Genomic DNA, 26,103 nt, shown 5'->3' with positions numbered 1-26,103 from the left:
AAAAAAATTAAGATTAGCTCAAATTTTTTGTATAAAATTAAACTATAGTTATAATATTAATAGTTCATTACATGTATATTTTAAAAAAAATAACATTTTTATTAATCTTAATTTTATTTTTATTTAACAATTGCACTATTCTGCCGGGTATTAATAAAAGTCCAAATAAAAAAAATCCTAATAAAAAATTACAATCAAGTGAATATTCGATTAATGATGTAAAAATTAATATTATAAACATTAATAATTTATCTAAAGATGAAATTTTAAAATATAGTAAAAATCAAATTGATAATTATAAAAAACAAATCAAAGATTATTCTGAAATTTATAATTATAGATATGAATATATATTAGGTCCATCAGACACAGTTAGTATTGATTTAACAGATACAGATGATTTAGATGGATCTTATAAAATAGATCAAGATGGAATGATTGATCTACCATTTATTGGTAAAATCAAAATAAATGAACTTTCTTTAAATGAAGCTCAAAATCTATTAATTCAAATTATTAAAAGTTTTTATAAAAACCCAGATCTTCAAATAAATATTGCAGAATTTAATAGTAATAAAGTATATATTGTTGGAGCTGTAAGAAATCAGATAACAATTACTTTAAATCAACAACCATTATCATTAATAGAAGCTGCTATTCAGGCAAACTTTAACCCTAGTGCTGAAGATAAACTTTTTGGAACTAGTGGTTTGTTAAGAAGAGAAGGGAAAGTCTATGAAATTGATTTAATAAATACATTTAAAAATAGAGATGAAAAAGAGAATTTTTACCTAAAAAAAGATGATGTAATTTTTATTGATAAAAATTCAAATTCAATTCATGTGTTTGGAGAAGTAACACAACCAGGTATTTATTTTCCTGATATGAACTATACATTGACAGAATTAGTGTCCACAGTAGGAATAAATCAATTAACTGCAAATGCTAAAAAGGTTTATATAATAAGAGAAAAATATGAGTCATTCTTGGAAGTTGATATTTTCCAACTAGATATAAGAAACCCAGTAAATTTAATTGCTGGTAAAAAATTTAAAGTACAAAAAGGAGATATAATTTTTATACCACCAGCTGAAATAGTAAAATGGAATAGAACTATAAGCTTATTACTTCCTCAAACAAACTTATTCAAGTCCTATAACCCAATTATAAATAATGGTTTACAAACTTATCGGGAACCTTAAGATAGTTTAATAAATTTTTGATTAAGAGTTAGAAAAGTTACAAATAAAAATTGTATAAATGGTATATGCAATGAAAAGTCAAATAATAGAATAATGAATAAATAAATAAAAAGTAAGTTATTTTTAAAATTAAATTTTAATCTTATAAAATAATTTGCGATTGATAATAGAAATATTGTAAAGCCAATCAACCCAAACTCTCCAACAAACTGTATTAAATCAGAATGTGCGTGATTAGCGTAGTAATTTGTTACATTAGGAAATTTAACTTGAAATAATAATTCAAAACTTCCTGGTCCATAACCGAAAATAAAGAATTCATATATTTGATAAAATGCAAATTTAATTATTTGGAATCTTGATAAATTAACATCTAGATTTTGAATTTCAGCAAACTCATTATCTAAAATACTGAATCTATCTATAATACGTGAGGAACCAAAATAAATTCCTAATATAAAAATATCAATTAAAATAATTAACAAAATAATATTTCTAAAAATATTATTTTTTTTCTTTTTAAAGAAAATTTCATCAATCATATAATATAATAAAGTTACAAGAAGTAAGAAATTTCCAATTCTAGAAAACGTTGTGATTAGAGCAATTGCAATAAAAATAATAAATAGTCTAACGTAAACACAAGTTAAAAAATTATCTCTAATATTTCTTGAGTTTCCAAGATAATCTAAGCTGGATATTAGACAAAATAGTAAAAAAACAGAAAAAACTGTTCTATTTACAAAAAAACCAGTTGACGCACTAGAAGTATTGTTAATTTTAAAATTTAAAATTTCAATATTTTCACTTAAAAATAAAAAAGTTGCAATGAGTGATGATAAAAAGCCTATAAATGATAAAAATAAAGATAATCTATTTTTGTGCCTTTCCCTATAAAAAATCATCTTTAGGATAAATATCAAAATTAGCATTGAGCAAAAATTTAATAATTGAAAAAATGAGCTAGTTGGAGCTAAACTTATAGATGAATATTTAAAATCTGAACTTAAATTAATTAAATAAATATACTTTTCTGAAGAAAAAAATTTCAATATTTCAATTGGCAGAGGTAATATTTGAAATAATAGATAAAACAAAAACAAAATATAAAAATTAATCGATATTTTGTTTTCTTTAATAAAATATTTAAAATGTGAATTGTAATTTTTATCTTTTAAACAAAAAATAAAAAAAAAACTAATGAATAAAAAATTGATTTGAATTAATAAAGGTGAATTGCCTCCATTAAATATTGAATAAATAAATATTAGTAAAAAAAAAGTATATTGATATTTTTTATTTTTTGAAAGATGCATAATCAATTTGCAGATATATTGGTGTCAATTACGTCTTTAATTTCTATAATTTTTTTAGGTTTTTTAATTTTTTTTTGAATTTCTTTTTTTTTTTCTTTTTTAATAATTTCTTTGGCTTTTTTTGGATCTTCTTTAATAATATTATCTAGAATCTTGCTAATTTTAGACTTATTTTCATTTTTTGTTTTTTTATCAATCTCTACAATTTTTTTGGATAAAAATTCCCCCCCTTTTTTAATTATATCTTTAACCACAGTTATATCTTTACTATCTTTTATATCGTCAATAGATTTCTCAATCAGCTTTTCAACAGCATTTTCAGAAATTACAGATTTTTTAGAAATAGACTCTATTTTTTCCTCAAATTTTTCTTCTTTTGCTAGGTTTTTAAATACATTAAGTGATAAACTTGATTTTGTCTTTTCTGATTTATCATTTAAATTTTCTAAAACTATTAATGAAGTGTTTTCATTTGAATTTATAATAATTTTAGAAACTACGGAACTAAGATCAGTATCATTTTTTATAACATTTTCTGCTTGATTTTTAGCAGCTTCAATAGTCTGGTTAATTATAGTCTCTTTATTTTTGTAACTTAAAGTCTCTATTTTTTCTGGATTAGTCTCTACTATTGATTTCATGACTTGTGCAGATAAAGTCTGTTTTTCTTCAGTTGAACTTTTACTTACTTCTTCGACTACTTTGTTAACCAATTCATCACTTGAAACTGCAACGACTTTTGCAATTAACTCTGCACTTTCTTCGGAGGCATCTGCATTTTTAATTGCTGTTTCTGTTAACTTTTCAATCTGTTCTTTATTGTTTTCAGATAATACATTTAATTTTGTTGTGTCTTTTTCAGATATATCAGAGATAACTTTTAACGATAAATCATTATCTTTGTCTGCCGCAGAATTATTTAATTCTTCAATCATTTTAGAGCCAGTTTCTGTATCTGTATTCACAATAATGTCAGAAACGATACTAGTCATATCCTCACTTACTTGAACTCCTGTTCCTTCTGCCTGATTTTGTGCTGACTCGATTGTTTGTTTAATCATAGTGTCTTTAACATCTTCATTAATAATATCAATTTTACCAGAATTGCTATCGACAATAGCTTTTAAAACTTGTGCAGATAAAGTCTGTTTTTCTTCAGTTGAACTTTTACTTACTTCTTCGACTACTTTGTTAACCAATTCATCACTTGAAACTGCAACGACTTTTGCAATTAACTCTGCACTTTCTTCGGAGGCATCTGCATTTTTAATTGCTGTTTCTGTTAACTTTTCAATCTGTTCTTTATTGTTTTCAGATAATACATTTAATTTTGTTGTGTCTTTTTCAGATATATCAGAGATAACTTTTAACGATAAATCATTATCTTTGTCTGCCGCAGAATTATTTAATTCTTCAATCATTTTAGAGCCAGTTTCTGTATCTGTATTCACAATAATGTCAGAAACGATACTAGTCATATCCTCACTTACTTGAACTCCTGTTCCTTCTGCCTGATTTTGTGCTGACTCGATTGTTTGTTTAATCATAGTGTCTTTAACATCTTCATTAATAATATCAATTTTACCAGAATTGCTATCGACAATAGCTTTTAAAACTTGTGCAGATAAAGTCTGTTTTTCTTCAGTTGAACTTTTACTTACTTCTTCGACTACTTTGTTAACCAATTCATAATTTGCAACTGCAACGACTTTTGCAATTAAATCAGCATCTTCTTTAGAAGACTCAGCTTTTTCAACTGCTGAGATTGTTAATTTCTCAATTTGATCTGCATTATTTTGAGATAGCGTTTCTAGTTTTTCTGGATTTTTTTCTGAAAAATCTGCCATTACTTTTAATGACAGTTTGGAGTCTTCATTTGTATTTTTTTCAGTAATATTGTTTATAACTGATGCTACAGTTGCGTCATCAGCTTTAGCCATTACTTTACTTAAAATAGCTGCAGATTTATCAGTTTCTTTAGCAACTATAGTTTCAAAAATTTTTTCTTTTATGAGTCCAGCTCCCTCTGATGTAGAAGAGGTTAAAAATTTGTTATCTTTGTCGGATAGATTTTCAACCACCCCTTCGACAAGATTATCTTTACCTTCAATAATTTTCTCAATTACTTCAACTGTACTTTTTTCATCAGATTGATTGATTACATCTGATAAAAATTCAGTGTTTTCATCTTTAGAATTTTCAACAATAAAATCTATGTTTTGTTTCTTTTCATTCGTAATCTGTTCTTTTGTAACCTCAACATCACTTCCATCAACAACACCATCATTATTGGCATCTTGAAGATTTCCATCTTGTAATTTTTGTTGAAGTTGTTTAATAATCTCTTCCTCATCTATTTTTGAAGATTTAATTAAAGTTTCACCAACAGATTTTGCCTCTTCTTTTTCTTCCTCTGTTTTATCTCTTGATGTGGTTTCGTTATTTTCTGAAATTTCTAAAACTTGTTCAGTAGAAGTAATATTTGAGGTTTGACCTCCTGAATTTACTTCTATTACTCCAACATTACCAAAACTATCTTTCGCTAAAGAAATATTTGATTTACCACTTGGTTTTAAATCAATATCTACTCTAGTTCCTCTTAGTCCAAGTGAGGAAGTGGTCACTCCAACTATCATTTCACCATTATCTTTTTTTGCAATGGAACCAGATTCAATAATTATTTTTCCTTTTACTAACTCTGCTTTTAATTTTGGGTTTTTTTTTGAATTTTCAAATTCACTTACATTTATTGATGTAAGTTCTTTCATAATAACTGTTGTGCTATCATTAAATTGAATAGTTGCGGAAGAACCTTCAGTTACAAATATTTCTTCATTAAGAAAAAAAGGATCATGTATCAATAAATCCCTTTCTTCTAACTCATCATTAATTGCAACTATAGTTCCATTTATCTCTGTTACAGTCCCTATCTTATCATCGTTTGCCAATGTGTATTCGGATAATAATGAAAATAATAATACTTTGATTAAAAAACTGAAATAATTTAAAAGTTTAATATTATGGTTTTTCATTATAAAAAAATTTTTAAATATATATTTATATCATTAATTACATATAATCTGATTTCATTGTTTATATTATTTGTGCCAATAAAATCACTAAAATATAATTTTTGGAAATTTACACCTTATGATTATAATTTTTTACTAAAATTTCCCAACAATTATGAACAAAAATCTCTTTTAAATGAATTTGAACGTGATGAAATTAGCTCACTTCTTGCAAAAAATAATAATAGAAATTTACTTAATATTAATTTTTGGAATAAAAGATTATACATTGATGATTTTTCAAAAATTAAAAATAATAATTTTGAAAAATCTTTTTTAAATTTATTTTTTTTAACAAAAAATAATGAAAATAAAAATTTTGAATTAAAAAAATATTTTGTTTTAAATTATGATTATTTTTCTGAAAAAAATAAAAAAATTATCTTAGATAACTATTGATTATTTTTTAATAGCTTCTTCTGGAGCAACATAATTATGACCAAAAACTTCAGCCACTGCTTTATAAGTAATATCTCCTTTATGAACATTTAATCCAGCTAAAAAATTTTTATCCTCACTTAATGCTTTTTTATAACCTTTGTTAGCAAGTTTTACTAAAAAAGGTAATGTTGCATTATTTAATGCCAGTGTTGAAGTTCTTGGAACGCCTCCTGGCATATTTGCTACACAGTAGTGTACAACATCATCAACAATATATGTGGGATCACCATGTGTTGTTGGTTTGCTTGTTTCAACACATCCACCTTGATCAATTGCTACATCAACTATAACTGATCCTCTTTTCATTAATTTAATCATTTCTCGCGTTACTAATTTTGGAGCTTCTGCTCCAGGAATTAAAACCCCACCTACCAAAAGATCAGCTTCTGAAACTAATTTATTCAAATCTATTTTATCACTTTGCTCTGGAATAATTTTGTCTCCAAACATTTCAACTAATTGTTTTAATCTTGCTTCAGATTTATCAACAATATGAACTTTTGCTTGCATACCAGTTGCAATTATAGCTGCATTTTCACCAACAACTCCTCCACCTAAAATGACTACAGTTCCACCATCAACTCCTGGTGCTCCACCTAAAAGAAGTCCTCTTCCTTTTTGATTTTTTTCTAAACAATGTGCGCCTGCTTGAACTGACATTCGACCAGCAACAGCACTCATAGGTGCAAGTAATGGTAATCTTCCATTGTCATCCGTTACCGTCTCATAAGCAATATTTATACTTTTAGATTTAATCAAACCTTCAGTTAATTCTTTTGCTGCTGCTAAATGAAGATATGTGTAAACGATTTGATTTTCTCTAATCATATCTACTTCGACCTTTTGAGGTTCTTTAACTTTAACTATTATTTCTGCATCATTAAATATGTCAGAAGCGGTGTTAGCAATTTTAGCACCAACATTTGTGTATTGTTCATTATCAAAACCTGCTTCAAATCCTGCGTCGTTTTCAACGATAACTTCATGACCTTCAGATACTAACGTCTTTACACTTTCAGGAGTTAGTCCTATTCTGTTTTCTTGAGGTTTAATCTCTTTAGGTACGCCTATCTTCATTACCTTACTTCTTTCTTAATTTAAAAAAAAATAATTAGTTCTTTTGGTTTTTTTGATAGTTAGTGATACCTGTTCTAAGCTTATCAATAATTTCATCAATATGCTTTTCTTCACAAATAAACTGTGGAGCAATAATTAAACAATCTCCTGTTGCTTTAAAATTTACACCAGCTTCATAACAAGCTTTAAAACATTCAAGACCTGCTCTACCTGGTTTAATATTTAATTTCATATCAATACCACCCATCATTCCATAACCTCTTATATTATCAACAGATTCTAAGTCTTGGAGAGAAAATAAACTTTTTTGGAAATATGGTGCTAAATTTTTTGCTCTATTAAAAATATCATCTTTCTCGAAAATATCTTGAACAGCTAGCGCAGCTGCTACTGCAACTGGAATTCCTGAATAAGTATAGCCATGAAATAACTCTACAGCACCTGTTGGAGAAGCATCCATTACAGCATCATAAATATCATCATGACATGCAACAACGCCCATTGGAACAACACCATTTGTTGTAGCTTTTGCCATTGTCATAATATCTGGTGTAACACCAAACTCATGAGCTCCAAATTTAGATCCTGTTCTACCCCAACCAGTAATTACTTCATCAAAAATAAGAAGAATTCCATGTTTATCACATATCTCTCTCAATTTTTGTAAGTAACCTTTTGGTGGAACTAAAGTTCCTGTTGATCCTGCAATTGGTTCAACAATACATGCTGCAATATTTTCAGCTCCAAAGTTTTGACAAATAGTTTCTAAATCATTTGCTAAATAATCACCTGTTTCAGGTTGTCCGCTAACAAATTTATGTTCTGGTAGATGAGTGTGTCTTATATGTTGAACACCTGGCATTAAAATACTTGCAAATGTTTTTACATTATTAACCATTCCACCGACTGAAACACAACCAATATTCATACCATGATATCCACGTTCACGACCTACAAATCTAAATCTTTGTGCATTACCTTTTGCTCTATGATAAGCAACCGCGATTTTAATTGCAGTTTCAACAGCTGTAGATCCACAAATTGTAAAAAACATTTTGTTTAAATCACCTGGTGTATGTTTTGCAATTTTTGAAGCTAATTCAAATGATCCACCAAAACCTTGTTGGAAAGGTTGTGCATAATCTAAAGTTTCTAATTGTTTTGTTACAGCTTCTGTAATTTCTTTTCTTCCATGACCTAGAGGATTACAAAATAATCCTGAGCTTGCATCAATTTGTGTTTTTCCATGATGCGTTTTTAAATAAACCCCTTTTGCTTCAGTGATTAATCTTGGATTTGCCTTAAAATCTTTATTAGATGTAAATGGCATCCAATGTTCGTTTAATGAATTTGGAACTGAAGTTCTATTTTCTGAGCTCATAAAAAATTCTTTCTATAAATAAAATTTTTATTTTGTAATAACTAAACTTATGGCCTCTTTAGACTAAAATAAATACTTTAAAAGAATAATATTGACACAACCCAAGATTGTAAAAATACTTACTTTTTGTTTTACATCGCTTCCGAATTGAATTTTAATGTCTCTAATTTAATTAATTAAACAGAGGTAAAATAATGAAAAAAATACTAAGTTTTATTCTTGGATGTTTTGTAGCTCTTAATCTTTCAATGTCAGTTGCAAATTCTGCAGCTAATGAGGTAAGAGTTGCATATTTCTTAGAATGGCCAAGTCCAAATTTAGAGGACATGCAAAAAAAGAATTTTGCAAAAGCTTTGGGTGTTCCAGTAAAATGGACTAACTTCACAAATGGTGGAGCAATGACTGATGCTATGTTAGCAGGAGATATTGATATCTCTTATTCGCAAGGATTAGTGCCATATATTAATGCTGTAAAATCTAACGCTCCTATCAAATTAGTTGATATTGCTATGGAATATGGAATGGGTGGAACAACATGTGTAACATCTAATGCTTCTGGGATTACAAAAGCAAATGCAACTGAATTAGAAGGTAAAAAAGTTGCTGTTCCATTAGGAACAATGGCTGAATATGTTTTTGACGAAAGTATGAAAGTTGTTGGTGCTGACAGATCTAAAATGGATATTATTCAAATGGATCCTGAAGAAGGTGCTGCTGCATTAGTAAGTGGTGATGTTGTAATGGCATGTTTGTTTGGTGGTAACTCTATTAAAGCTGCAGTTGCTGTAGGTTCAAGATTACTTACTGTAGATGAAGCTAGAGCTGCTGGTATCCTAGGTATAGATATTACATCTGTTACAGATAAATTCATGAAAGAAAACCCAGGTATGTTAAGAACTTTTATTGAAGTAACTCATGAAGCTAATGCTAGATACAAAGCTGGTAAAGCTGATATGAATGCTATGGCTAAAGCTTCTGAAATGAAAGTTGGAGATATGAAAGACACTTTAAGTGGCTTCAAATTTTTAACACCAGAAGAAACTAAGAAATCTATGGAAAGTGGAAATCTTGATGCGTTTCTAAAAGGTATGGGAACTCCAGGTGGATCTGTAGATACAAGTTTCTTACCTTTATAATTTTAAGGATTTAAAACTTCAAAATAGGCACTGATTAATTAATTGGTGCCTATTTTTTTTATAAATTTTCTAATATAAGATAACTATGAGTGATTTAGTTTCTCAAAATCTAAATATGATTTTTAAAACTCCAAAAGGAGAAACAGTTCACGCATTAAAAGATGTAAGTTTTACTCTTAAGAAAGGCGAATTGCTTACAGTTCTTGGGCCATCAGGTTGTGGAAAAACAACTTTGCTTAATATTACTGCTGGGTTTTTAAGACCTACTTCAGGAAAGATTACTTTGAATAATAATGAAATAGATGGTCCTGGTGTTGAAAGAGGAATGGTATTTCAGCAGGGTGCATTATTTGAATGGTTAACTGTTGCTGAAAATGTGAACTTTGGACTTAGAATGAAAAAAGAAGACTCTGATGTAACAGCAAAAAAAGTTGAGGAGTGGTTAGATATCGTAGGACTAAAAGGATTTGGTAATACTCCTACATATCAATTATCTGGTGGAATGCAGCAAAGAGTTGCTCTTGCTAGATGTTTAATTAACGATCCTGATTTAATTTTAATGGATGAGCCTTTAGGAGCATTGGATGCTTTAACTAGAGAAAAGATGCAGTCTTTAGTTTTAAAAATTTGGAAAGAAACAGGTAAAACAATTATTTTAATTACTCACTCAGTAGAAGAGGCATTATTACTTGGTGAGAGACTGTATGTAATGGCACCAAGACCAGGAAGAATACATAAAGAGTACAATCTTCCATTTGCAGAAATGGGCCTTACGCAAGACTTAAGAGAAATAAAAAAAAATAAAGAATTTTCATCAACTAGAGAAGAAATTTTATCCATGATTTGGGATATGGAAGAAGAAATAATGGGAAAAGATATATAAATGTTAACTCAATTTGTAACAATATTAATCATTGTAGCTGTTATCGGATGCATCCTTTATGGAAGAAGATTAATAAAAACAGAGAAAGTAGACGCTGTATTTGGTAATCCAGAAAGATCTAAAGGTGGAACTCACTGGGTAATAGTTGGAACTAGTGCAATTCTTATGCTGTGGCTATATTATTCATGGGACATCGCAAAAGGCTTTTATCCTAAATCGGCAAATGAATTGTGCCAAGTAGCAAAAATAAATGAGTCGTTGTTAGGATTAAAATATCAATTCCCTATTGAAGAAAGAGAATTCAAAAGCACATCCATTATTAAAATTGAAAATAAGAATCTTTTAAAAATTGCAAATGAAATAAAAGGTTCACCTGACTTAAATGATCAACAAAAATCAATTCTAGTAAGTTATATTGATAGAACTTCTAAATTAATTCCATTCTTAACAAGCGAAGAGTTAATGGAAATGGATACGAAAATTAAACTTAAGGAAATGACAGAAGAGATAAAACTTTTAAGTTTTAATTTTAAAAAGAAAGATTACCCTTATGAAACAGATGGTCAAAAAACTGAAAGACAAAAACTTATTGATGCGCAAGGTGGTTGGGGAATTACAACAATAGATTCTGGAAGTGGTTCAATAGAAAATACTATTGAAATTCCAACTGCACCACAAACTAATAAAGGCTTAAAATTTCATGCAGCTGCAGAACAATTAAGATTAATTAATGATAAATTTTTTAAGTTAAAAAACCATAACCCACAATTCAAAAGCTCAATCAAACAATTAAAAGATGACATTAAAACTTACAGAATAGGATTAGACGATAGTGAGGAGATAGCATCTGATTATGCAAAGAACATTGTTAAAATTGCAAGAAGAATAGAATTTGCTAGTATCTACCCTCCTAATGCATTAAATGAAATGCAAGCTGCAATTATTGAATTTGATGAATTACAAAAAAAAGAACAGGGTGGATTAAGATTAATTGATATCCTTTTATTTCCTGCGGGCACTATTGTAGCTAGTGGACCCACTTGTTCAGAACAAGGTTCAGGTAGATGGTTACCAAAACCATCTGACACTTTTAATAAGTTTATATTGATGTCAAAACCAAGTGTTGGTTACAAAAATATTCCTCTTTTATGGATTGAAATGGTTGATGTAAGCAAAATGATTGGCTTCCTTTTACCAGATTGGATAGCTGATATCTTGCCAGGTGAATATCCTGTTCATACAAAAGACGGAATAGTTAAAGAGAACTTTAAAAGTAATGTCTTTAAAGTTGTAACTGGTGATTTTAAATTATTTAAAGTTCCTGTTCCTTACGGTCACATTTGGGATTCATTTTTAAGAGTATTCTTAGGATTAGTTTTTGGAATAATTATCGGTGTTCCTTTAGGATTATTTATGGGTCTGAATAGATTTGCAAAAGGTTTCTTTGACCCATTAATAGAATTATACAGACCTGTTCCGCCACTTGCTTGGGCACCTTTAATTATTTCTGTTCTTGGTATTGACAACACTGGTAAAATATTTTTACTTTTCATGGTTTCATTATCAATTATGATTATTTCAGCAAGAGCTGGTGCATCTGGTACTCAGCTTTCAAAAATACATGCAGCTCACTCATTAGGAGCATCTAAAAAACAGATTTTAAGATATGTAATTTTCCCCAATTCTTTACCAGAAATACTCACAGGAATTAGAGTGGCCGTTGGGATGTGTTGGGGAACATTAGTTGCAGCTGAATTTTTAGCAGGAACAACAGGTATAGGTTTTGTGGAAAATGTAGCTAAAAAATACTTCCAATATGAAGTTATTTGGATAACGATATTTATCATGGGAATGCTGGGATTATTATTTGATGTAACTCTAAGAAAACTTATAGACAGATATATTCCATGGCGTGGTAAAGGATAACAGTGAAAACTCCTGTTCTTAAAAAAGAAATCATAAAAATCTTTCAAAAACATGGTCTTAGCAAAGAGCATGCTTTAATTTCAGCTAATGCATTAATTAATGCTGAATTAGTTGGGGCTTATGGTCATGGTTTATCAAGATTAAAAATGTACTGTGATCGAATTTCAAAAAAAGTAATAAATCCAAAACCTAAAATTAAAATAAAAAAGATTTCTCAATCAATTTCTCATATTGATGCAAACAATAGTATAGGTTTTGTTGCAGCAGAAATTGGAATTAAACAAGCTATAAAAAATGCAAAAAAAACAGGAATTGGAATGGTTGCTGTTAAAAATAGTGGTCATTATGGATTATCAGGTTATTACGCAGAGCAAGCTGTTAAAAAAAATTTAATAGCAATGATTTATACAAATGCTCCTCCAGCAGTTGCACCGCATGGTGCGTTAAAAAGTTTATTTGGAACTAATCCTATTTGTTTTGGAACTCCAACTGGTTCAAAAATACCATTTATATTAGATACATCTATATCTGTTATTAATAGAGGTAAGATAAGAGTTGCGGCAAGGAACAATCAAAAAATTCCTGAAGGTGTTGCGTTAGATAAATTTGGTAAACCAACTACAGATGCAAAAAAAGCATTAAAAGGAGTTCAGCTTCCAATAGCTGGCTTTAGAGGATCAGGTCTTGCTTGGATGGTTGATATCTTAAGTGGAGTTTTAACAGGTGGAAATCATGCAGGACGTGTTAAGGATCCTTTTGACGATTTTACAGGTCCACAAAACATTGGTCATTTATTTATAACTTTTAAAGCAAATTTGTTTCAAAAAAATTATAATCAAAGAATAAAAGATAATATTAAAACGATAAAAAAACTTCCAAAAATAAAAGGTATTAAAGAAATAATGTATCCAGGACAAAATAAATTTAATCGCTATAAAAATAATTTAAATAGAAGAATATCTATTCCAGATTTGATTAAAAAGGATTTAGAAAATTTAAAGAGTTTCTAACCGACAATAAATCCTAGCAACCCTATTGTTAAAAAAACTGAACAAATAATTACAGTGTTTCTTAATTTGTCTTTTTTTTGAGAAATGTGCAATTTGTGATTAAGTTTATTGAAACACACTTTTTTTGATTTTTGAGTTTCTTTTTTTTGCTTTAGAACATCTAATTTTATACTTGGGGTCTGAACATTATCAGATGTTCTATTAAAGCTTTCAGTACTCATGACCGTAATAAATCATAGAATTTAAATATTAAAATAAGTCTAATGTCCAAAATGGGTTGACAGTAGTTTTTATATTGTCCAGAATGGGTTTTATGAAGTCTATACCAAGTATATCATCTCAAATTGATGAAAAAATAATTTTTAAAACTATTGCAAAAAATTTTAGCAAACTTGCTCCATACTACTACACGTTTATTAGTAATTGGCTAATTCGATCTTATAAATCTTATCAAGATATTGATAAATTTATTATTGTTATTTATTTAATTAATAAAGACTTAATATTCTTTAGAAGAAATGGATTAATAATTGATTATGATACTTTTTATAAGGAAAAAACAATAGAAATTGAGAAAATTAATATTACTGATATCTCAAAAGACCTAAAAATACCGAAAGAAAGTGTTAGGAGAAAAGTTCTAGAATTAGAAAAAAAAAATGTAATTAAAAAAACAGGAAAAAAGATTTTTGTTAACAGATCTGCTTTTTATTCTGCTCAAGCAATAAACACATTAAAAGATTTAACAATTTTACTTCATGAATTTAGTAAATTACTAAAAAAAATAAAAGTAGGGGAAAAAGTTATTGAACCAAATGAAATCTCTATTTCAATTAAAAAAAACTTTTCTTTTTGCTGGTATCAATTTTATAAATTTTTATTTATTTTTACAAATCGATGGAGAAATGAAGTACGTGATTTGGAAACTTTTTCTATTGGGATTTTAGTTATGTTAAATGCATCACATAATGATAGCTTCAGGATTAAAGATTTAAACCTACGAGCTTATCAAAAATTTATTCAGGGTTCAGACGAAAGAGGAATGAATGCTATGTCAATTGCAGAAATAACTGGAATACCAAGACCAACTGTTGTTAGAAAATTAAAATTTTTAATCAATAATAGGTTTCTTCATATTAATGAAAAAAAACTTATTTCGGTTAACATTCAAGGACTAGCCTTGAGTAGAAGTCGAAAGCTACAAGATCAAAACATGTTAAGCTTAAGTAATTTTATTTTTAGAGTATTTAATCAAATTAAAGTTATAAATGTTAATTAGATTTTCTTAGTATATAAATAAATATAAAACCTGTAATATACATTAAAAGAGCATACGCTCCTGTAGGGATAACATATGCAATATCATCAAAAATCAATGTTGCTACAAACACTGCTAAAGTTCCATTTTGTAAACCACACTCTAGAGCAATACATTTTTGTTGTGGTATTCCAGAAACAAATTTTTTTGCAATAAAATATGCTAATACCATCATTGTCACATTTAAAATCAATACTGCCAAACCTGCTTCCGCAAGATAAGTCCAAATATTATTTTTTTCTTCAATCCAAATTGCAGCAAAGACAACTATAAATAACCAACCAGTTAATTTATTAATTATACTAATTTTAGATGAAATAAAGTTTTCAGCAAAACCTCTTATAACCATGCCAAGAATTACTGGTACAGTAACTACTAATGCCATCTTTAAAGCTATACCAGTCATTGAAATATCTTTTGCAATTTCAACTCCTAAAAAATTAGCTGAATTAATAACAACTAGTGGAACAGATATAATACTAATTAAGCTTACAATAGATGTTAAAGAAATAGAAAGAGCAACATCTCCATCAGCAAATTTTGTTAATACGTTTGAAGTAACTCCCCCTGGTGCAGCGGCGATAATCATCAAGCCAACTGCTAATGGTGCAGATAAATTTAATATTAATGCTACTAATAGAGCAATAATTGGCAAAATTACCAATTGAGAAATAAAACCAACAAAAAAATCTCCAGGGTTTCTTAAAATTCTTGTAAAATCTTTAATCGATAATCCAAGACCTAACCCTAGCATAATTATCGCCAATACAATTGGCGCAATCTTTGTTACTATCTCCATATCTACTTACCCTTGAATTTGTATTATAAATTCTTGAAGAACTTTCTAATATCTTCAATTAAAAGTCTAGGTTTTTCTAATGCAGGAAAATGACCACCTTCATCCATTTTACTTATTTGTTTCACGTTAAAAATTTTTTCAATGTAAGATTTGGGTGGCCAAGCTGACATTTCTTTTGGGAACATTGCTATACCAGTTGGAATATTAATCTTTTTAAAATCATTTGGAAAATAACGTCCACCCTCTTCTCTTCTTCCAAAGTAAATCCAAGCAGCTGTATTGAAAGTATTAGTTAAAACATAAACCATAATATTTGCTAACAATGTATCTTTTGAATGAGCGCTCTCAATATCATTGTTTTTTATGTCTGACCATCCATGCATCTTTTCAATAATCCATGCAGCAATTCCTACGGGGCTATCAACCATCGCATAACTTAATGTTTGTGGTTTGGTTGCTTGTTGAGTTCTATATCCATCTTGAATGATTTGATCATTATCAAAATCGCTTAACCATTGTTTCTCCTCATTTGTTTCTGGACCATCAGGATGTCTCATCGTCAAACAATTGATATGCATAGCAATACAGTTTTTATGATGATCGTATCCTAACCAATTAGCTATAGTGGCACCCCAATCTCCTCCTTGCGCAAAATATTGTTTATAATTTAAATTTTCACTCATCAATTTATTCATAATGTTTGCAATTTTTCTTGGACCCATTGGATTTTTAGGAGCGTTAGAAAAACCAAATCCAGGTAACGAAGGTGCTATAACTGTAAAGGCATCTTCAATATTACCTCCAAATTCTTCAGGATGGGCTAATGGTTTAATTATTTCTAAAAATTCAACAATTGATCCAGGCCACCCATGCATTAAAAGTAATGGTTTAGGATTTTTTCCACTTCCTTCTTCTTTAATAAAATGAATATCAACACCTTCTACATTTGTTTTAAAATTAGAAAAACTATTGATCAATTCTTCATGTTTTTTCCAATCAAATTTTGAAACCCAATATTCACAAATTTCTTTCAAATATGTTTTATTAGTTCCATGCATCCATCCTTCCATATCTTCAATAGATTGCCATGGGTAATTCTTAACTTTATAATTTATGTTAGAAATTTGTTCGTCTGATACATTAATTCTAAATTCTTTAATCATTTTTAGTTATTTTATTATCAATAATTACAAAAACTACTATATACATTTTAAATATTATTTATAATCATTGTTCATGCTTTCAAATAAAGAAATTATCTGTCCTAACAACCTTTTAGATGTTGCTCACAAAAAAAAAGGTGTCAAAGTTGCAGTTGTTAATGCTGGAAAACCATTGCCTATGCTTTCAGTACAAGATGCAGTCAATGAAAATTTAATTGAACCAATTTTTATTGGAGATAAAAAAGAAATTTTAAAGTGTGCGGATGATTTACAATGGGACATTTCTCAATATGAAATAATTGATGAACCTGTTGAAAACAATACTGCAAAAATAGCTGCAAAACTTGCTAGTGAAGGTAAAATTAAAATAATTGTTAAAGGTCACATCCATACTGACGTTTTAATGAAAGAGGTTCTTAAAAGAGAATATGATCTGTTAGGTAAAACTAGATTAAGTCATATTTGGCATATGACGATTGAAAAAGATGACAAACCTTTAATTATCACTGATGGCGCTCTTAATGTTTTACCTAATATTAAAACCAAAATGCATATTCTTAGAAATGTAATAAACTTTTCTAATAGAATAGGAATATCAAGGCCAAAAATAGCAGTATTATCTGCAACAGAGGAAGTTTTAGATAGCGTTCCGAGTTCGTTAGATGCAGCGGAATTAACTAGATTAGCCAAAGAAGATAATTTAGAAGCTGATGTCTTTGGGCCACTTGCTTTTGACAATAGTATTTCAAAAAAATCTGCTGGAATAAAAGGAATTAAAAATATTGTTGCGGGAGAAGCTGACGTACTTTTAGTTCCAAGTGTTGAAACTGGTAATGCATTGGTTAAAATGATGATTTACTTTATGGGAGCTTGTGCAGCTGGTGTTGTTGTTGGTGGAAAAGTTCCTGTTGTAATTACAAGTAGATCTGATGAAGCACAAGCAAGATTAGCATCAATTGCTGCAGCTGTAGTTGCTTTAGATTAATTCTAAATTAAATAATAAAACCTTTCGATCATATTAGCTTATATTTTTTAGTCACAGTGTTATGTATTGTTAGTGTAAATTTATTTTATAGATATTATTTTTAAATTATTGAATTAAAACATTTTATGCTTTATTAAGAACATCACAAAATAAAGGATTAATTAATGGCAATACAATATTTAAAAAAATCACCAAAAACATCTTCAACAGATGACACAAAAACTGCAGAAATAGTAAAAGGTTTATTAAAAGATATTGAAAATAATAAAGAACAAGCTTGTATAGATCTTACAAAAAAATTTGATAAATATGATGGTGAAATTATTGTTTCCAAAGAAAAAATTGAAGAAATTAAAAAAAGTTTAGATCAAAAGACTAAGGATGATATTCAATTTTCATACGATAGAGTAAGAACATTTGCAGAAGCACAATTAAAAAATTATGGTCAAGATTTTGAGGTTGAACTTTCACCTGGACTTTTTGCTGGCCAAAAACTAATCCCAGTTAATACAGCAGGTTGTTATATACCTGGCGGTAGATACGCACATATTGCTTCAGCTGTAATGAGTGTAACAACTGCAAAAGTTGCTGGTGTTAAAAACGTAATAGCTTGTAGTCCTCCTAAGGAAGGAGTTGGTGCACATCCAGCGATTATCTACACTGCTGATTTATGTGGTGCAGATGTTATTTTAAATTTAGGTGGTGTTCCTGGTATTGCAGCAATGACTAATGGATTGTTTAATAATCCTCCTGCAGATATTTTGGTTGGTCCAGGAAATCAATTTGTTGCTGAAGCTAAAAGAATTTTATTTGGAAAAGTTGGAATTGATTTATTTGCAGGTCCTACAGAAATCGCTGTAATAGCAGATGATAAAGCAGATGCTGAAATGGTTGCTGTAGATCTCGTTGGTCAAGCAGAGCATGGTTATAATTCACCTGCTTGGTTATACACTACTAGTAAGAGAGTTGCTGATAAAGTAATGAAAAGAGTTCCTGAACTAATAGCTGATTTGCCTGAACTTCCAAGAACGAGTGCGGAAGCTGCTTGGAGAGATTATGGTGAGGTCATTCTTTGTGATACCGATGAAGAAATGGCTGCAATTAGTGATGAATACGCACCTGAGCATTTAGAGGTTCAAACTGAAAACTTAAGGTGGTTTCATAAAAGATTAAAAAACTATGGATCATTATTTATTGGTGAAGAAACTACAGTTGCTTATGGAGATAAATGTTCTGGAACTAATCATATTCTGCCGACAAAAGGAGCAGGTAGATATACAGGTGGATTATTTGTTGGAAAATTTATTAAAACATTAAGTTTTCAAAGAATGACGAAGGAGTCTACAAAAACTGTAGGTGCTGCTTGTGCAAGAATTTCTAGATACGAAGGAATGGAAGCACATGCTAGGACTGGTGATGTTAGGCTTAGAAAATATGGTTTTTCTAATTAAATAGAATCAATATTTAGTAATCATTAAAGCATGACTATTAAACTGAAAATTATTAGAAATAATCTAATTCTTTAAGATCATTTTCAAAATAAATATTTATATCTTTTTGTAATTTTAATGGAATTTTTTGTGCCCATTTATTTTCAGGTCCAAAATTAAAAAAAGGAATTTTTTTTTTATCTTTTGAAAAAACATTTTCTGTAAATAAATTATTTTTTTCAATTTCTCTTAAATTATCAAATTTTGTACTTTCAATAGCATTATTTAGTTTTTGTGAATTAATTGGGTCATTTAATTTAGCAAGAGTATTTATAAAGACAGATAAATCTCTAAAAGTTTCATATGGATTTTTAATTAAATCTTCATATTTTATAATCATTCTTCTAAACAAATTTGTATTTATCCAAGATTTATAGTGATTTGACCAAGAACCTAAAAATTGAAAAGTTGAATAATCAATATTATCTGGTGTTCTGTCATCATAAATAAATTTTTTTTCATTCAACATAAACTTTATTGCCTCATCATAATCTAAATCATAATGATTTTTTAAAGAAGTAAGAATATTTCTAGGATCTCTTAAAATATAAACAACACCAATAGTGTATTTTGGTTTTGTAAATGGAATAGAGTTAATTGAAGTTAGACTATTATGTGTTTTTAAAATTGTAATTTCTTTTTTGGATAAAATTTTATCCTGAGTTTCTAACCAGTATTTATGAGCTTCATTAGGTTCATCTATTTTTTTATCAAAAAAAACTGAACTAGGATATTGTTTGATTTTTTTTAATAAGTTAGGGTTAAAAATTCCATTATTACTATAATAGTATGCAGACAAGAAAGATCTAACCCATGTATTTCCACTTTTTGGATATGATGCCAACCAAATAATCATTAAATAAATTTTTACTAAGATCTGTATATAGACAACTGAACCCTAAACAATTATGCATCTTTCAAAACAGGTATGCAAATTTAGAGTAAATATAAAAACCCATATTAGGTTTTGAAAATCTTATTTATCAGTAAAAAAATTTATTGCGACAAAAAAACATAAATGACTCATAAAAAGAATTATAAAAATATTAATTACTTTCCATACTTTTTGATTTTGAGCATACTTTGATAAATATTTAGAAAGATATCCAATTATATAAAAAAAAATAAATGAAGCAACTGCAGCTCCAATACCAAATGTTATTTTTTGATTCAGTAAAAAATTTTTAGAAAAATTTCCTAAAAAGAAAACAGTATCTGAATAAACGTGTGGATTAAGGTAAGTAAAAGCAAGAGTTTTAAAGGAAATATTAAGTGCTGAAATATTTGTAAAATCTTTATTGAAATTAATTGTTTTATTGTGGGATCTTATTTTTGAATAAATAAAATGAATTAAAAAAACAATCAAAGCTATGTTAAAGATTAGTTCAATTATTGAATTAAAATATTGACTAAAAAAATGGAATAAAAAAACTCCTGCAAAAATCAATATTAAATCAGAAACTGAACATATTAAACAAACTAGAAATATATGTTGTTTTTTTAATCCCTGTTCAATTACAAAAATATTCTGAGCACCTATTGCTAAAATAAGACTTAAGCCAGTAAAAAAACCTAATAATAGATATTCCATTAATTTCTATTAAACTCTTTTCTTACCTTGAACAACCCTATCTAAAATTAATGCCACAAATAAAATGGCAACACCTGCAAGAATACCTTGACCTACATTTGCATATTGTAATGCCTCCAAAACGTCTTGACCTAAACCTTTGGCACCAATTAAAGATGCAACAACAACCATGGCTAAACTTAACATTACTGTTTGGTTTACACCTGCTAATATTGAAGGTGTTGCTAAAGGTAAATCTACCTTTCTAAGTAGATACCATTTAGTTGCACCGTAAGCTATCGCAGCTTCCCTGATTGTTTCTGGAACTCCTCTTAATCCAAGCACTGTTAATCTGACAACTGGAGTTCCACCAAATATCATTGTAATTATTACTGCTGCAACTTTTCCTGTTCCAAAAAATGCAATAACAGGGATCATAAACACAAAGGCTGGCATTGTTTGCATAAAATCCATTATCGGTCTTATCATTGAATAAAATCTTTGACGTCTTGCGCAAAAAATTCCAAGTGGGATTCCAATTGCGATACTTAAAATCGCAGCCGTACCCAGTAAGGCAAGCGTAGTCATAGCTTTTACCCAAAAGCCTAAAAAGCCCATATAACATAAAAACCCAGCCGAATATATGGCAGCTCTTGGTCCTGCTGATAAACCAGTTAAAGTTACAATCGCAGTTATAATTACTATCCATGGGGTTTTAACAAACAATAGTTCTAAAAAATCTAAAACAGATCTAATACCAATTGTAATTGCTGTAAACAAAGCATCACCTTTTAGGACAGCATAATTAAATATAGTTTCTACCCAGGCAATAGATGTTAATCTGATATCTGGATGTGTTGGGAATTCATTCATGATTACAATTAAACCTGGAAAACTATAGTGAACTACTGAAAAAAACATAATTACTGAAGTGAAAGTTGTGCTTAAAATATAATTTTTTGTTTGCATACCAGGACTTATTGATTTGTCTGACAACCATTCAGAATATCTTTTTTCTAATGTTGAGTTAGCAAGAATGCCTTGAACTATTTTAATAGAAATTAATAAAATAATTCCAAAAATAGTAATCCAAATAGCAGAAGCTTCAATTCTACTAACTTCATCAATATAGCCTTGCATAGCATCTTCTAGTGACTTTATATTTCTCTTATAAACATCAACCTTGTCTGGATTATTAGTTATCGCTGCTTCTAATTGTTTATTTCTAAAAGCAATAGTAGACTGTACTTGTTCAATTTTTTGAATAGCATCAGCTGTAATATTACCAAACAAACCTCGTATAATTTGTACAACTGAAAAAGTTTCAATAATTAAAAAAGTTAATGCCCAATTCCAGATATTTCTCATCCCAAACCAAATAGGTCCAAGAATTGCAGCATACAAGTTAAATGAAAAAGAAAATGTGGGTTTGCTTCCTATTTTCTGAAATTGATCAATATAATAATTTGGGTTCGTTTTTACAAAATCAGTTATTAATTCTGATCTAGATGGGTTGTTAACATCTTTACTCACCATCCCCTCCTTCAATAACTGCTTTTAAAAGGTCTGCTTGTGAAATAACACCAACTTTTTGATTTTGAGAATTATGAACAACTACTGGCTTGTCTTTTGAGGCCGAAGTTTCAATTAATTTACTTAATAAATCATCTTCTCTAACTACTTCTAAATCCTCAGATAGTTTTCCATTATTTTTTTCAAACTTTTCGATTGATTGCATGATTGATTTTGCTTGAACTACTTTTAATCTAGAAATTCCTTTTACAAAATCAGCAACATAATCATCAGCTGGACTAACTACAATTTCTTCAGGTGTTCCAACTTGAATTACTTTTCCATCTCTCATAATTGCAATTCGATGACCTACTCTTACTGCTTCATCTAAATCATGAGTAATAAAAACAGTTGTTTTTTTCATTTGTTTCGAAAGTTTAATAAACTCTGATTGAAGTTGTCTTCTAATTAGTGGATCTAGTGCACTAAAAGGTTCGTCCATTAATAAGAATTCAGGGTCTGCAGCCAAAGCTCTTGCAAGTCCTACTCTTTGTTGCATTCCACCAGATAGCTCATGGGCAAATTTATTTCCCCAACCTTGAAGCTCAACAGTATCTAAGATTTTATTTGCAGCATCCAATCTATCATTTTTACTTACTCCTCTAATTTCAAGAGGCATTGCAATATTATCAACTACTGATCTATGGGGCATTAAGGCAAAGTTTTGAAAAACCATCCCTATTTTTTTATTCCTTAATTCTTGCAAACTTTCTCTATCAAGAGTCATTACATCTTGATCATTAATTAAAATTTTTCCAGACGTTGGCTCTAAAAGCCTATTAATATGTCTAACTAAAGTAGATTTACCACTACCTGAAAGACCCATCACGCAAAAAATTTCTCCTTGTTTTACGTCAAAAGATACATCTGACACCCCAATTACTGAATTATATTTTTCTAAAGCTTCTGTTTTTGAAATTTTATGATTTTGAATTGCATCTAACGCTTCATTTGAAGTGTTACCAAACACTTTCCAAACATTTTCAATCTTTATAGCTGAACTTGATGGATCCATTTTATCTTTTATTTTAAGAAAATATACTCGGCAATATTTAATTGCCGAGTATAAATGATTTGTTTTAGACTAAAGTCCTAACCAACCATCAACAGTTGATTTATTTGCATCCATCCATGCTCTTGCTACATCAGCTGGTTGTTTTTTCTCAACTGAAATTGCGTAAGCCATAGCTGATACATCGTCTGCTGTTAATTGAAAGTTCTTAAAGAATTCAACAATAGCTGGTGATTTACTTTCTAAAGAAGTACCCCAACCAATTTGAATTTTTTTAAGTGCATCTTTCGAAGCTACATAAGACTTGTTATACCAGTCAGCATCTTCTTTAGGTTGTACCATTTTGTATTTTGCTGGATCAAACTTTGGCTCTTCCAACATAACTACATCTGCCATTCCCCAAATTGCATGTGGTTTGTAACAATAAAATGCATACCCTTCACCTTTTTTAATTGAGTCAAGTACTCTTGCATTCTTAACTGCTTCTGCTGCTCTGATTGGTTCAATGCCTGCATCATATAAACCATAGTCTCTTAATTTAACTTGGTTAACATTAGCTGAAGCCCAACCATCTGCACCAATCCAGAACTCACCTTTACCATTGCCATCACTATCCATAGCTTTAACAACTTCAGGTCTTCCTAAATCTTCGATTGCAGTAATATTCATTTTTTTCGCAAATTGTTGTGAAACACAATAACCTTGATTTCCTTCATAAGGTTTGCTGCTTAATTTTAAAGTTCCTTTTGGAACTAAATCATTTGTATAAGCTTGTTGATTTGGCAACCAGATATCTGGATGAACTTCAATTTCACCTTTGCTTCTATCTATTGCACCATAAATTGCAGTGTTGTTACCAGGAACAAGTTCTGCTTCTCCACCCATTTTATCTGTGACAACTGCTGCTAATAAGTTTGCAATAGCTGTAGCACCTGTCCAACCTGGATCTCCAATTTTAACTTTCTCAGCAAAAGACGAGAAAGTAGCAAAAATTGAAATTAATCCAGCTACAAGTGTAGTTTTAATTATTTTCATTATTACCCCTTTGTTTATTTAGGTTTAATTAAACTAAATTAGCGAGGATGAGTCAAAGAAAATGAGTATTAATTTTCTGTGTTAACTAATGTTATTAGTATTAATCTGATGAGATTTAATTTTTATTTTAAGCCAAAAGTTCTATCTTCTTTTTTATTAGAAGATTGTTTTTTTTTTAATAATTTTTCATTTAATATTCTTGCAAAACTATGGTTCACATCTCTATGTCCAGCCTCATCATCTCTTACTACTCTAACAACATCTTTTAATGTTGAGTGAAGTGGTAAATTCCAATAATCGATTGCAATTTTAGGCGCAGGCTGATCATCTATTCTTCCAGATTCTAATTCTTTTAAATATTCTGTATAACTAAAAACTGCTTCTTCTTCAAAATAACCTACTATTCTGTGCGCTGTTCTTTGCGATACTAAATAAATTATTGAATACATAATTATAAATAAAAATTGTGCTATTATAATTATAAATCTCTCTAAAGATGTCGGTTTAGCAACTTGAATAAATGTCATTAGATGCATTCTTTCATTCTCAGCTTCTTCTAAAAGAATTTTTATCCAACCTCTGTCATCTTCCATTTTTCTTAAAGATCTTAAGTGTGTAAGCATACCAGCTACCATGCCAGGAACAGCTGCTACAGTTTCTAATACTACTGCTCTATGACCATACTTTTTTTTAAAAAAAGTGTCAGCTATATAGCGCAAAAATTTTGTAAAAGCTAAAGCTATACGATCAGATTTATTCTGAGGTTTATAGTGTTTTTCTAAATCAGACATAATTCTATAATTGGATACTAATTTTAAATAATCTATGTGATATTATGACCTCAAATAAACTAAGTTTTATGTAATTTTTTAACTACAAAAATGAATAATTCTCATCAAAAATATTATTTTAAATCTGAATTACAAAAATAATAAGAAATCTTAGATACTTTTAATAAATTTAATTAAATTTTTTGCAACTTCTTTTGGAGCTTCAATGAGAAATGAATGTTTGTATTTGGGAAGAATGACTAATTTTGAATTCAAAATCTCATTTGCCATTCTTTTGTTATGATCAGGGCTGCAACCTAAATCATTTTCACCAGTCATTAACAAACATGGTTTAGATATATTCTTTAACCAAGTAATCATTTCTGTATTTGCATAGATTTTAAAAACATTTAAAAAAACCTCAGGATCTGTATCAATAACTTGTTTTAATCTTATTTTGACTAAATCTGGATTTTCTTCGATAAACTCATCTGTAAACCAACGAGTAGTAAGTTTTTGCAATGTTTGTTCAACACTTGTTGTTTCCATTTCGCTAATTATTTTTAATACGTTGTTTTTATCAACATCAGATCGACCTGCTACAGTTGAAAGTAATCCAACTGACAAAACTCTATTTGGAAATTTTATTGAGTATGCGGGAGCTATCATTCCTCCTAATGAATGACCGGCAAAATGGGCTTTATCAATTTTTGTTTTTTCTCTTATCTTCTCTAAATCTAAAACTAAATCATCTAAAGTAAAATTTTTATTTGTAACTGGAGATTTTCCATGGCCTCTAAGATCATAAGTAACTACTGTAAAATGTTTTGACAATTCTGGTAAAAGAAAACGCCAGGCATTCTTTGCTGCTCCTATCCCGTGAGACAAAAATAAAGCTGGTCCAGAGCCTTGAATTGAATAATCACAATCTACTACTTCTGACATT

The 26,103-nt window shown here is 29.1% G+C and carries 22 protein-coding genes; 9 read left to right on the top strand and 13 right to left on the bottom strand.

Annotated features, from left to right (window positions below):
* Positions 1-71 precede the first annotated feature (71 nt).
* On the top strand, positions 72-1,202 hold the full coding sequence (locus PB7211_RS03740; protein WP_008545259.1) for a polysaccharide biosynthesis/export family protein: 1,131 nt from the start codon (positions 72-74) through the stop codon (positions 1,200-1,202).
* Here the strand turns inward: PB7211_RS03740 and PB7211_RS03735 are convergent.
* Entirely contained in the window at positions 1,199-2,107 is a 909-nt protein-coding gene (locus tag PB7211_RS03735; protein WP_198001875.1) for an O-antigen ligase family protein, read from the bottom strand. The two genes, PB7211_RS03740 and PB7211_RS03735, sit on opposite strands and share 4 nt — an antisense overlap.
* Before the next feature lie 413 nt (positions 2,108-2,520).
* Positions 2,521-5,550 carry a FecR domain-containing protein gene (locus tag PB7211_RS03730; protein WP_034398978.1) on the bottom strand — a complete coding sequence of 1,010 codons (3,030 nt, stop codon included), beginning with the start codon at positions 5,548-5,550 and terminating at the stop codon, positions 2,521-2,523.
* A gap of 72 nt (positions 5,551-5,622) precedes the next feature.
* Between PB7211_RS03730 and PB7211_RS03725 the strand changes: the two genes are divergently transcribed.
* Positions 5,623-5,988 (top strand): hypothetical protein, encoded by a 366-nt coding sequence (locus PB7211_RS03725; protein WP_156773043.1) that lies wholly within the window; start codon positions 5,623-5,625, stop codon positions 5,986-5,988.
* Here the strand turns inward: PB7211_RS03725 and ald are convergent, their stop codons facing one another.
* Together ald and PB7211_RS03715 are read right to left on the bottom strand one after the other, a co-directional pair.
* Positions 5,989-7,107 carry an alanine dehydrogenase gene (gene ald, locus PB7211_RS03720; RefSeq protein ID WP_008544745.1) on the bottom strand — a complete coding sequence of 373 codons (1,119 nt, stop codon included), beginning with the start codon at positions 7,105-7,107 and terminating at the stop codon, positions 5,989-5,991.
* 34 nt (positions 7,108-7,141) lie between these two features.
* A complete protein-coding gene (locus PB7211_RS03715) occupies positions 7,142-8,488 on the bottom strand; it encodes an aspartate aminotransferase family protein (protein ID WP_008545614.1) in 1,347 nt (448 codons plus the stop codon).
* Between the two features lie 194 nt (positions 8,489-8,682).
* Between PB7211_RS03715 and PB7211_RS03710 the strand changes: the two genes are divergently transcribed.
* The 5 genes from PB7211_RS03710 to PB7211_RS03685 all read left to right on the top strand — a co-directional run bounded on the left by PB7211_RS03710 (position 8,683) and on the right by PB7211_RS03685 (position 14,722).
* Entirely contained in the window at positions 8,683-9,624 is a 942-nt protein-coding gene (locus PB7211_RS03710; RefSeq protein WP_008544829.1) for an ABC transporter substrate-binding protein, read from the top strand.
* 85 nt (positions 9,625-9,709) lie between these two features.
* Complete coding sequence (locus PB7211_RS03705; protein WP_198001874.1) at positions 9,710-10,507, top strand: ATP-binding cassette domain-containing protein; 798 nt, start codon at positions 9,710-9,712, stop codon at positions 10,505-10,507.
* On the top strand, positions 10,508-12,433 hold the full coding sequence (locus tag PB7211_RS03700) for an ABC transporter permease (RefSeq protein ID WP_008546090.1): 1,926 nt from the start codon (positions 10,508-10,510) through the stop codon (positions 12,431-12,433).
* 2 nt (positions 12,434-12,435) lie between these two features.
* Positions 12,436-13,443, top strand: coding sequence for an Ldh family oxidoreductase (locus PB7211_RS03695; RefSeq protein WP_008546125.1), 1,008 nt, complete (start codon positions 12,436-12,438; stop codon positions 13,441-13,443).
* Positions 13,444-13,756: 313 nt separating this feature from the next.
* Positions 13,757-14,722, top strand: a complete 966-nt coding sequence (locus tag PB7211_RS03685) for a hypothetical protein (RefSeq protein ID WP_034399227.1) — start codon at positions 13,757-13,759, stop codon at positions 14,720-14,722.
* On the opposite strand, the gene PB7211_RS03680 is transcribed toward PB7211_RS03685, so the two are convergent.
* Both PB7211_RS03680 and PB7211_RS03675 read right to left on the bottom strand, forming a co-directional pair.
* Positions 14,715-15,560: a bile acid:sodium symporter family protein gene (locus PB7211_RS03680; protein ID WP_008544719.1), complete on the bottom strand. Its 846-nt coding sequence runs from the start codon at positions 15,558-15,560 to the stop codon at positions 14,715-14,717. The genes PB7211_RS03685 and PB7211_RS03680 overlap by 8 nt on opposite strands.
* Positions 15,561-15,583: 23 nt before the next feature.
* The gene (locus PB7211_RS03675) at positions 15,584-16,723 is read right to left on the bottom strand and encodes an epoxide hydrolase family protein (protein WP_008544122.1); all 1,140 of its coding nucleotides are present in this window, start codon (positions 16,721-16,723) and stop codon (positions 15,584-15,586) included.
* Positions 16,724-16,796: 73 nt separating this feature from the next.
* On the opposite strand from PB7211_RS03675, the gene PB7211_RS03670 reads away from it, so the two are divergent.
* The gene (locus PB7211_RS03670; RefSeq protein ID WP_008544713.1) at positions 16,797-17,708 is read left to right on the top strand and encodes a bifunctional enoyl-CoA hydratase/phosphate acetyltransferase; all 912 of its coding nucleotides are present in this window, start codon (positions 16,797-16,799) and stop codon (positions 17,706-17,708) included.
* A gap of 164 nt (positions 17,709-17,872) precedes the next feature.
* Complete coding sequence (gene hisD / locus PB7211_RS03665) at positions 17,873-19,159, top strand: histidinol dehydrogenase (protein ID WP_008545297.1); 1,287 nt, start codon at positions 17,873-17,875, stop codon at positions 19,157-19,159.
* Positions 19,160-19,211: 52 nt separating this feature from the next.
* Here the strand turns inward: hisD and PB7211_RS03660 are convergent, their stop codons facing one another.
* The 7 genes from PB7211_RS03660 to PB7211_RS03630 all read right to left on the bottom strand — a co-directional run bounded on the left by PB7211_RS03660 (position 19,212) and on the right by PB7211_RS03630 (position 26,102).
* Positions 19,212-20,054 (bottom strand): sulfotransferase domain-containing protein, encoded by an 843-nt coding sequence (locus tag PB7211_RS03660; RefSeq protein ID WP_008545462.1) that lies wholly within the window; start codon positions 20,052-20,054, stop codon positions 19,212-19,214.
* A gap of 120 nt (positions 20,055-20,174) precedes the next feature.
* Entirely contained in the window at positions 20,175-20,789 is a 615-nt protein-coding gene (locus tag PB7211_RS03655; RefSeq protein ID WP_008545699.1) for a LysE/ArgO family amino acid transporter, read from the bottom strand.
* Positions 20,790-20,798: 9 nt separating this feature from the next.
* Positions 20,799-22,304, bottom strand: a complete 1,506-nt coding sequence (locus tag PB7211_RS03650) for an ABC transporter permease (protein WP_034398971.1) — start codon at positions 22,302-22,304, stop codon at positions 20,799-20,801.
* A complete protein-coding gene (locus tag PB7211_RS03645; RefSeq protein ID WP_008546129.1) occupies positions 22,294-23,355 on the bottom strand; it encodes a quaternary amine ABC transporter ATP-binding protein in 1,062 nt (353 codons plus the stop codon). The genes PB7211_RS03650 and PB7211_RS03645 overlap by 11 nt, the downstream gene beginning before the upstream one ends.
* A gap of 69 nt (positions 23,356-23,424) precedes the next feature.
* Positions 23,425-24,387 (bottom strand): ABC transporter substrate-binding protein, encoded by a 963-nt coding sequence (locus PB7211_RS03640; RefSeq protein ID WP_008545035.1) that lies wholly within the window; start codon positions 24,385-24,387, stop codon positions 23,425-23,427.
* A 122-nt stretch (positions 24,388-24,509) separates the two neighbouring features.
* A complete protein-coding gene (locus PB7211_RS03635) occupies positions 24,510-25,178 on the bottom strand; it encodes an alternative oxidase (protein ID WP_008544640.1) in 669 nt (222 codons plus the stop codon).
* A gap of 150 nt (positions 25,179-25,328) precedes the next feature.
* The gene (locus PB7211_RS03630; protein ID WP_008545587.1) at positions 25,329-26,102 is read right to left on the bottom strand and encodes an alpha/beta fold hydrolase; all 774 of its coding nucleotides are present in this window, start codon (positions 26,100-26,102) and stop codon (positions 25,329-25,331) included.
* Position 26,103 lies beyond the last annotated feature (1 nt).

Source organism: Candidatus Pelagibacter sp. HTCC7211 (genome assembly GCF_000155895.1).
Taxonomy (GTDB): domain Bacteria; phylum Pseudomonadota; class Alphaproteobacteria; order Pelagibacterales; family Pelagibacteraceae; genus Pelagibacter.
The sequence above is the reverse complement of the archived record's forward strand: the minus strand, read 5'-3'. Positions and strand labels throughout refer to the sequence as shown.

Coding starts and splice junctions, on each gene's coding strand:
- PB7211_RS03705 (WP_198001874.1), top strand. CDS start 9,710: ATGAGTGATTTAGTTTCTCAAAATCTAAATATGATTTTTAAAACTCCA.
- PB7211_RS03685 (WP_034399227.1), top strand. CDS start 13,757: ATGAAGTCTATACCAAGTATATCATCTCAAATTGATGAAAAAATAATT.
- PB7211_RS03630 (WP_008545587.1), bottom strand. CDS start 26,102: ATGTCAGAAGTAGTAGATTGTGATTATTCAATTCAAGGCTCTGGACCA.
- PB7211_RS03715 (WP_008545614.1), bottom strand. CDS start 8,488: ATGAGCTCAGAAAATAGAACTTCAGTTCCAAATTCATTAAACGAACAT.
- ald (WP_008544745.1), bottom strand. CDS start 7,107: ATGAAGATAGGCGTACCTAAAGAGATTAAACCTCAAGAAAACAGAATA.
- PB7211_RS03740 (WP_008545259.1), top strand. CDS start 72: ATGTATATTTTAAAAAAAATAACATTTTTATTAATCTTAATTTTATTT.
- PB7211_RS03680 (WP_008544719.1), bottom strand. CDS start 15,560: ATGGAGATAGTAACAAAGATTGCGCCAATTGTATTGGCGATAATTATG.
- PB7211_RS03675 (WP_008544122.1), bottom strand. CDS start 16,723: ATGATTAAAGAATTTAGAATTAATGTATCAGACGAACAAATTTCTAAC.
- PB7211_RS03660 (WP_008545462.1), bottom strand. CDS start 20,054: ATGATTATTTGGTTGGCATCATATCCAAAAAGTGGAAATACATGGGTT.
- PB7211_RS03645 (WP_008546129.1), bottom strand. CDS start 23,355: ATGGATCCATCAAGTTCAGCTATAAAGATTGAAAATGTTTGGAAAGTG.
- PB7211_RS03635 (WP_008544640.1), bottom strand. CDS start 25,178: ATGTCTGATTTAGAAAAACACTATAAACCTCAGAATAAATCTGATCGT.
- PB7211_RS03655 (WP_008545699.1), bottom strand. CDS start 20,789: ATGGAATATCTATTATTAGGTTTTTTTACTGGCTTAAGTCTTATTTTA.
- PB7211_RS03730 (WP_034398978.1), bottom strand. CDS start 5,550: ATGAAAAACCATAATATTAAACTTTTAAATTATTTCAGTTTTTTAATC.
- PB7211_RS03650 (WP_034398971.1), bottom strand. CDS start 22,304: ATGGTGAGTAAAGATGTTAACAACCCATCTAGATCAGAATTAATAACT.
- PB7211_RS03670 (WP_008544713.1), top strand. CDS start 16,797: ATGCTTTCAAATAAAGAAATTATCTGTCCTAACAACCTTTTAGATGTT.
- PB7211_RS03640 (WP_008545035.1), bottom strand. CDS start 24,387: ATGAAAATAATTAAAACTACACTTGTAGCTGGATTAATTTCAATTTTT.
- PB7211_RS03700 (WP_008546090.1), top strand. CDS start 10,508: ATGTTAACTCAATTTGTAACAATATTAATCATTGTAGCTGTTATCGGA.
- PB7211_RS03710 (WP_008544829.1), top strand. CDS start 8,683: ATGAAAAAAATACTAAGTTTTATTCTTGGATGTTTTGTAGCTCTTAAT.
- hisD (WP_008545297.1), top strand. CDS start 17,873: ATGGCAATACAATATTTAAAAAAATCACCAAAAACATCTTCAACAGAT.
- PB7211_RS03735 (WP_198001875.1), bottom strand. CDS start 2,107: ATGATTTTTTATAGGGAAAGGCACAAAAATAGATTATCTTTATTTTTA.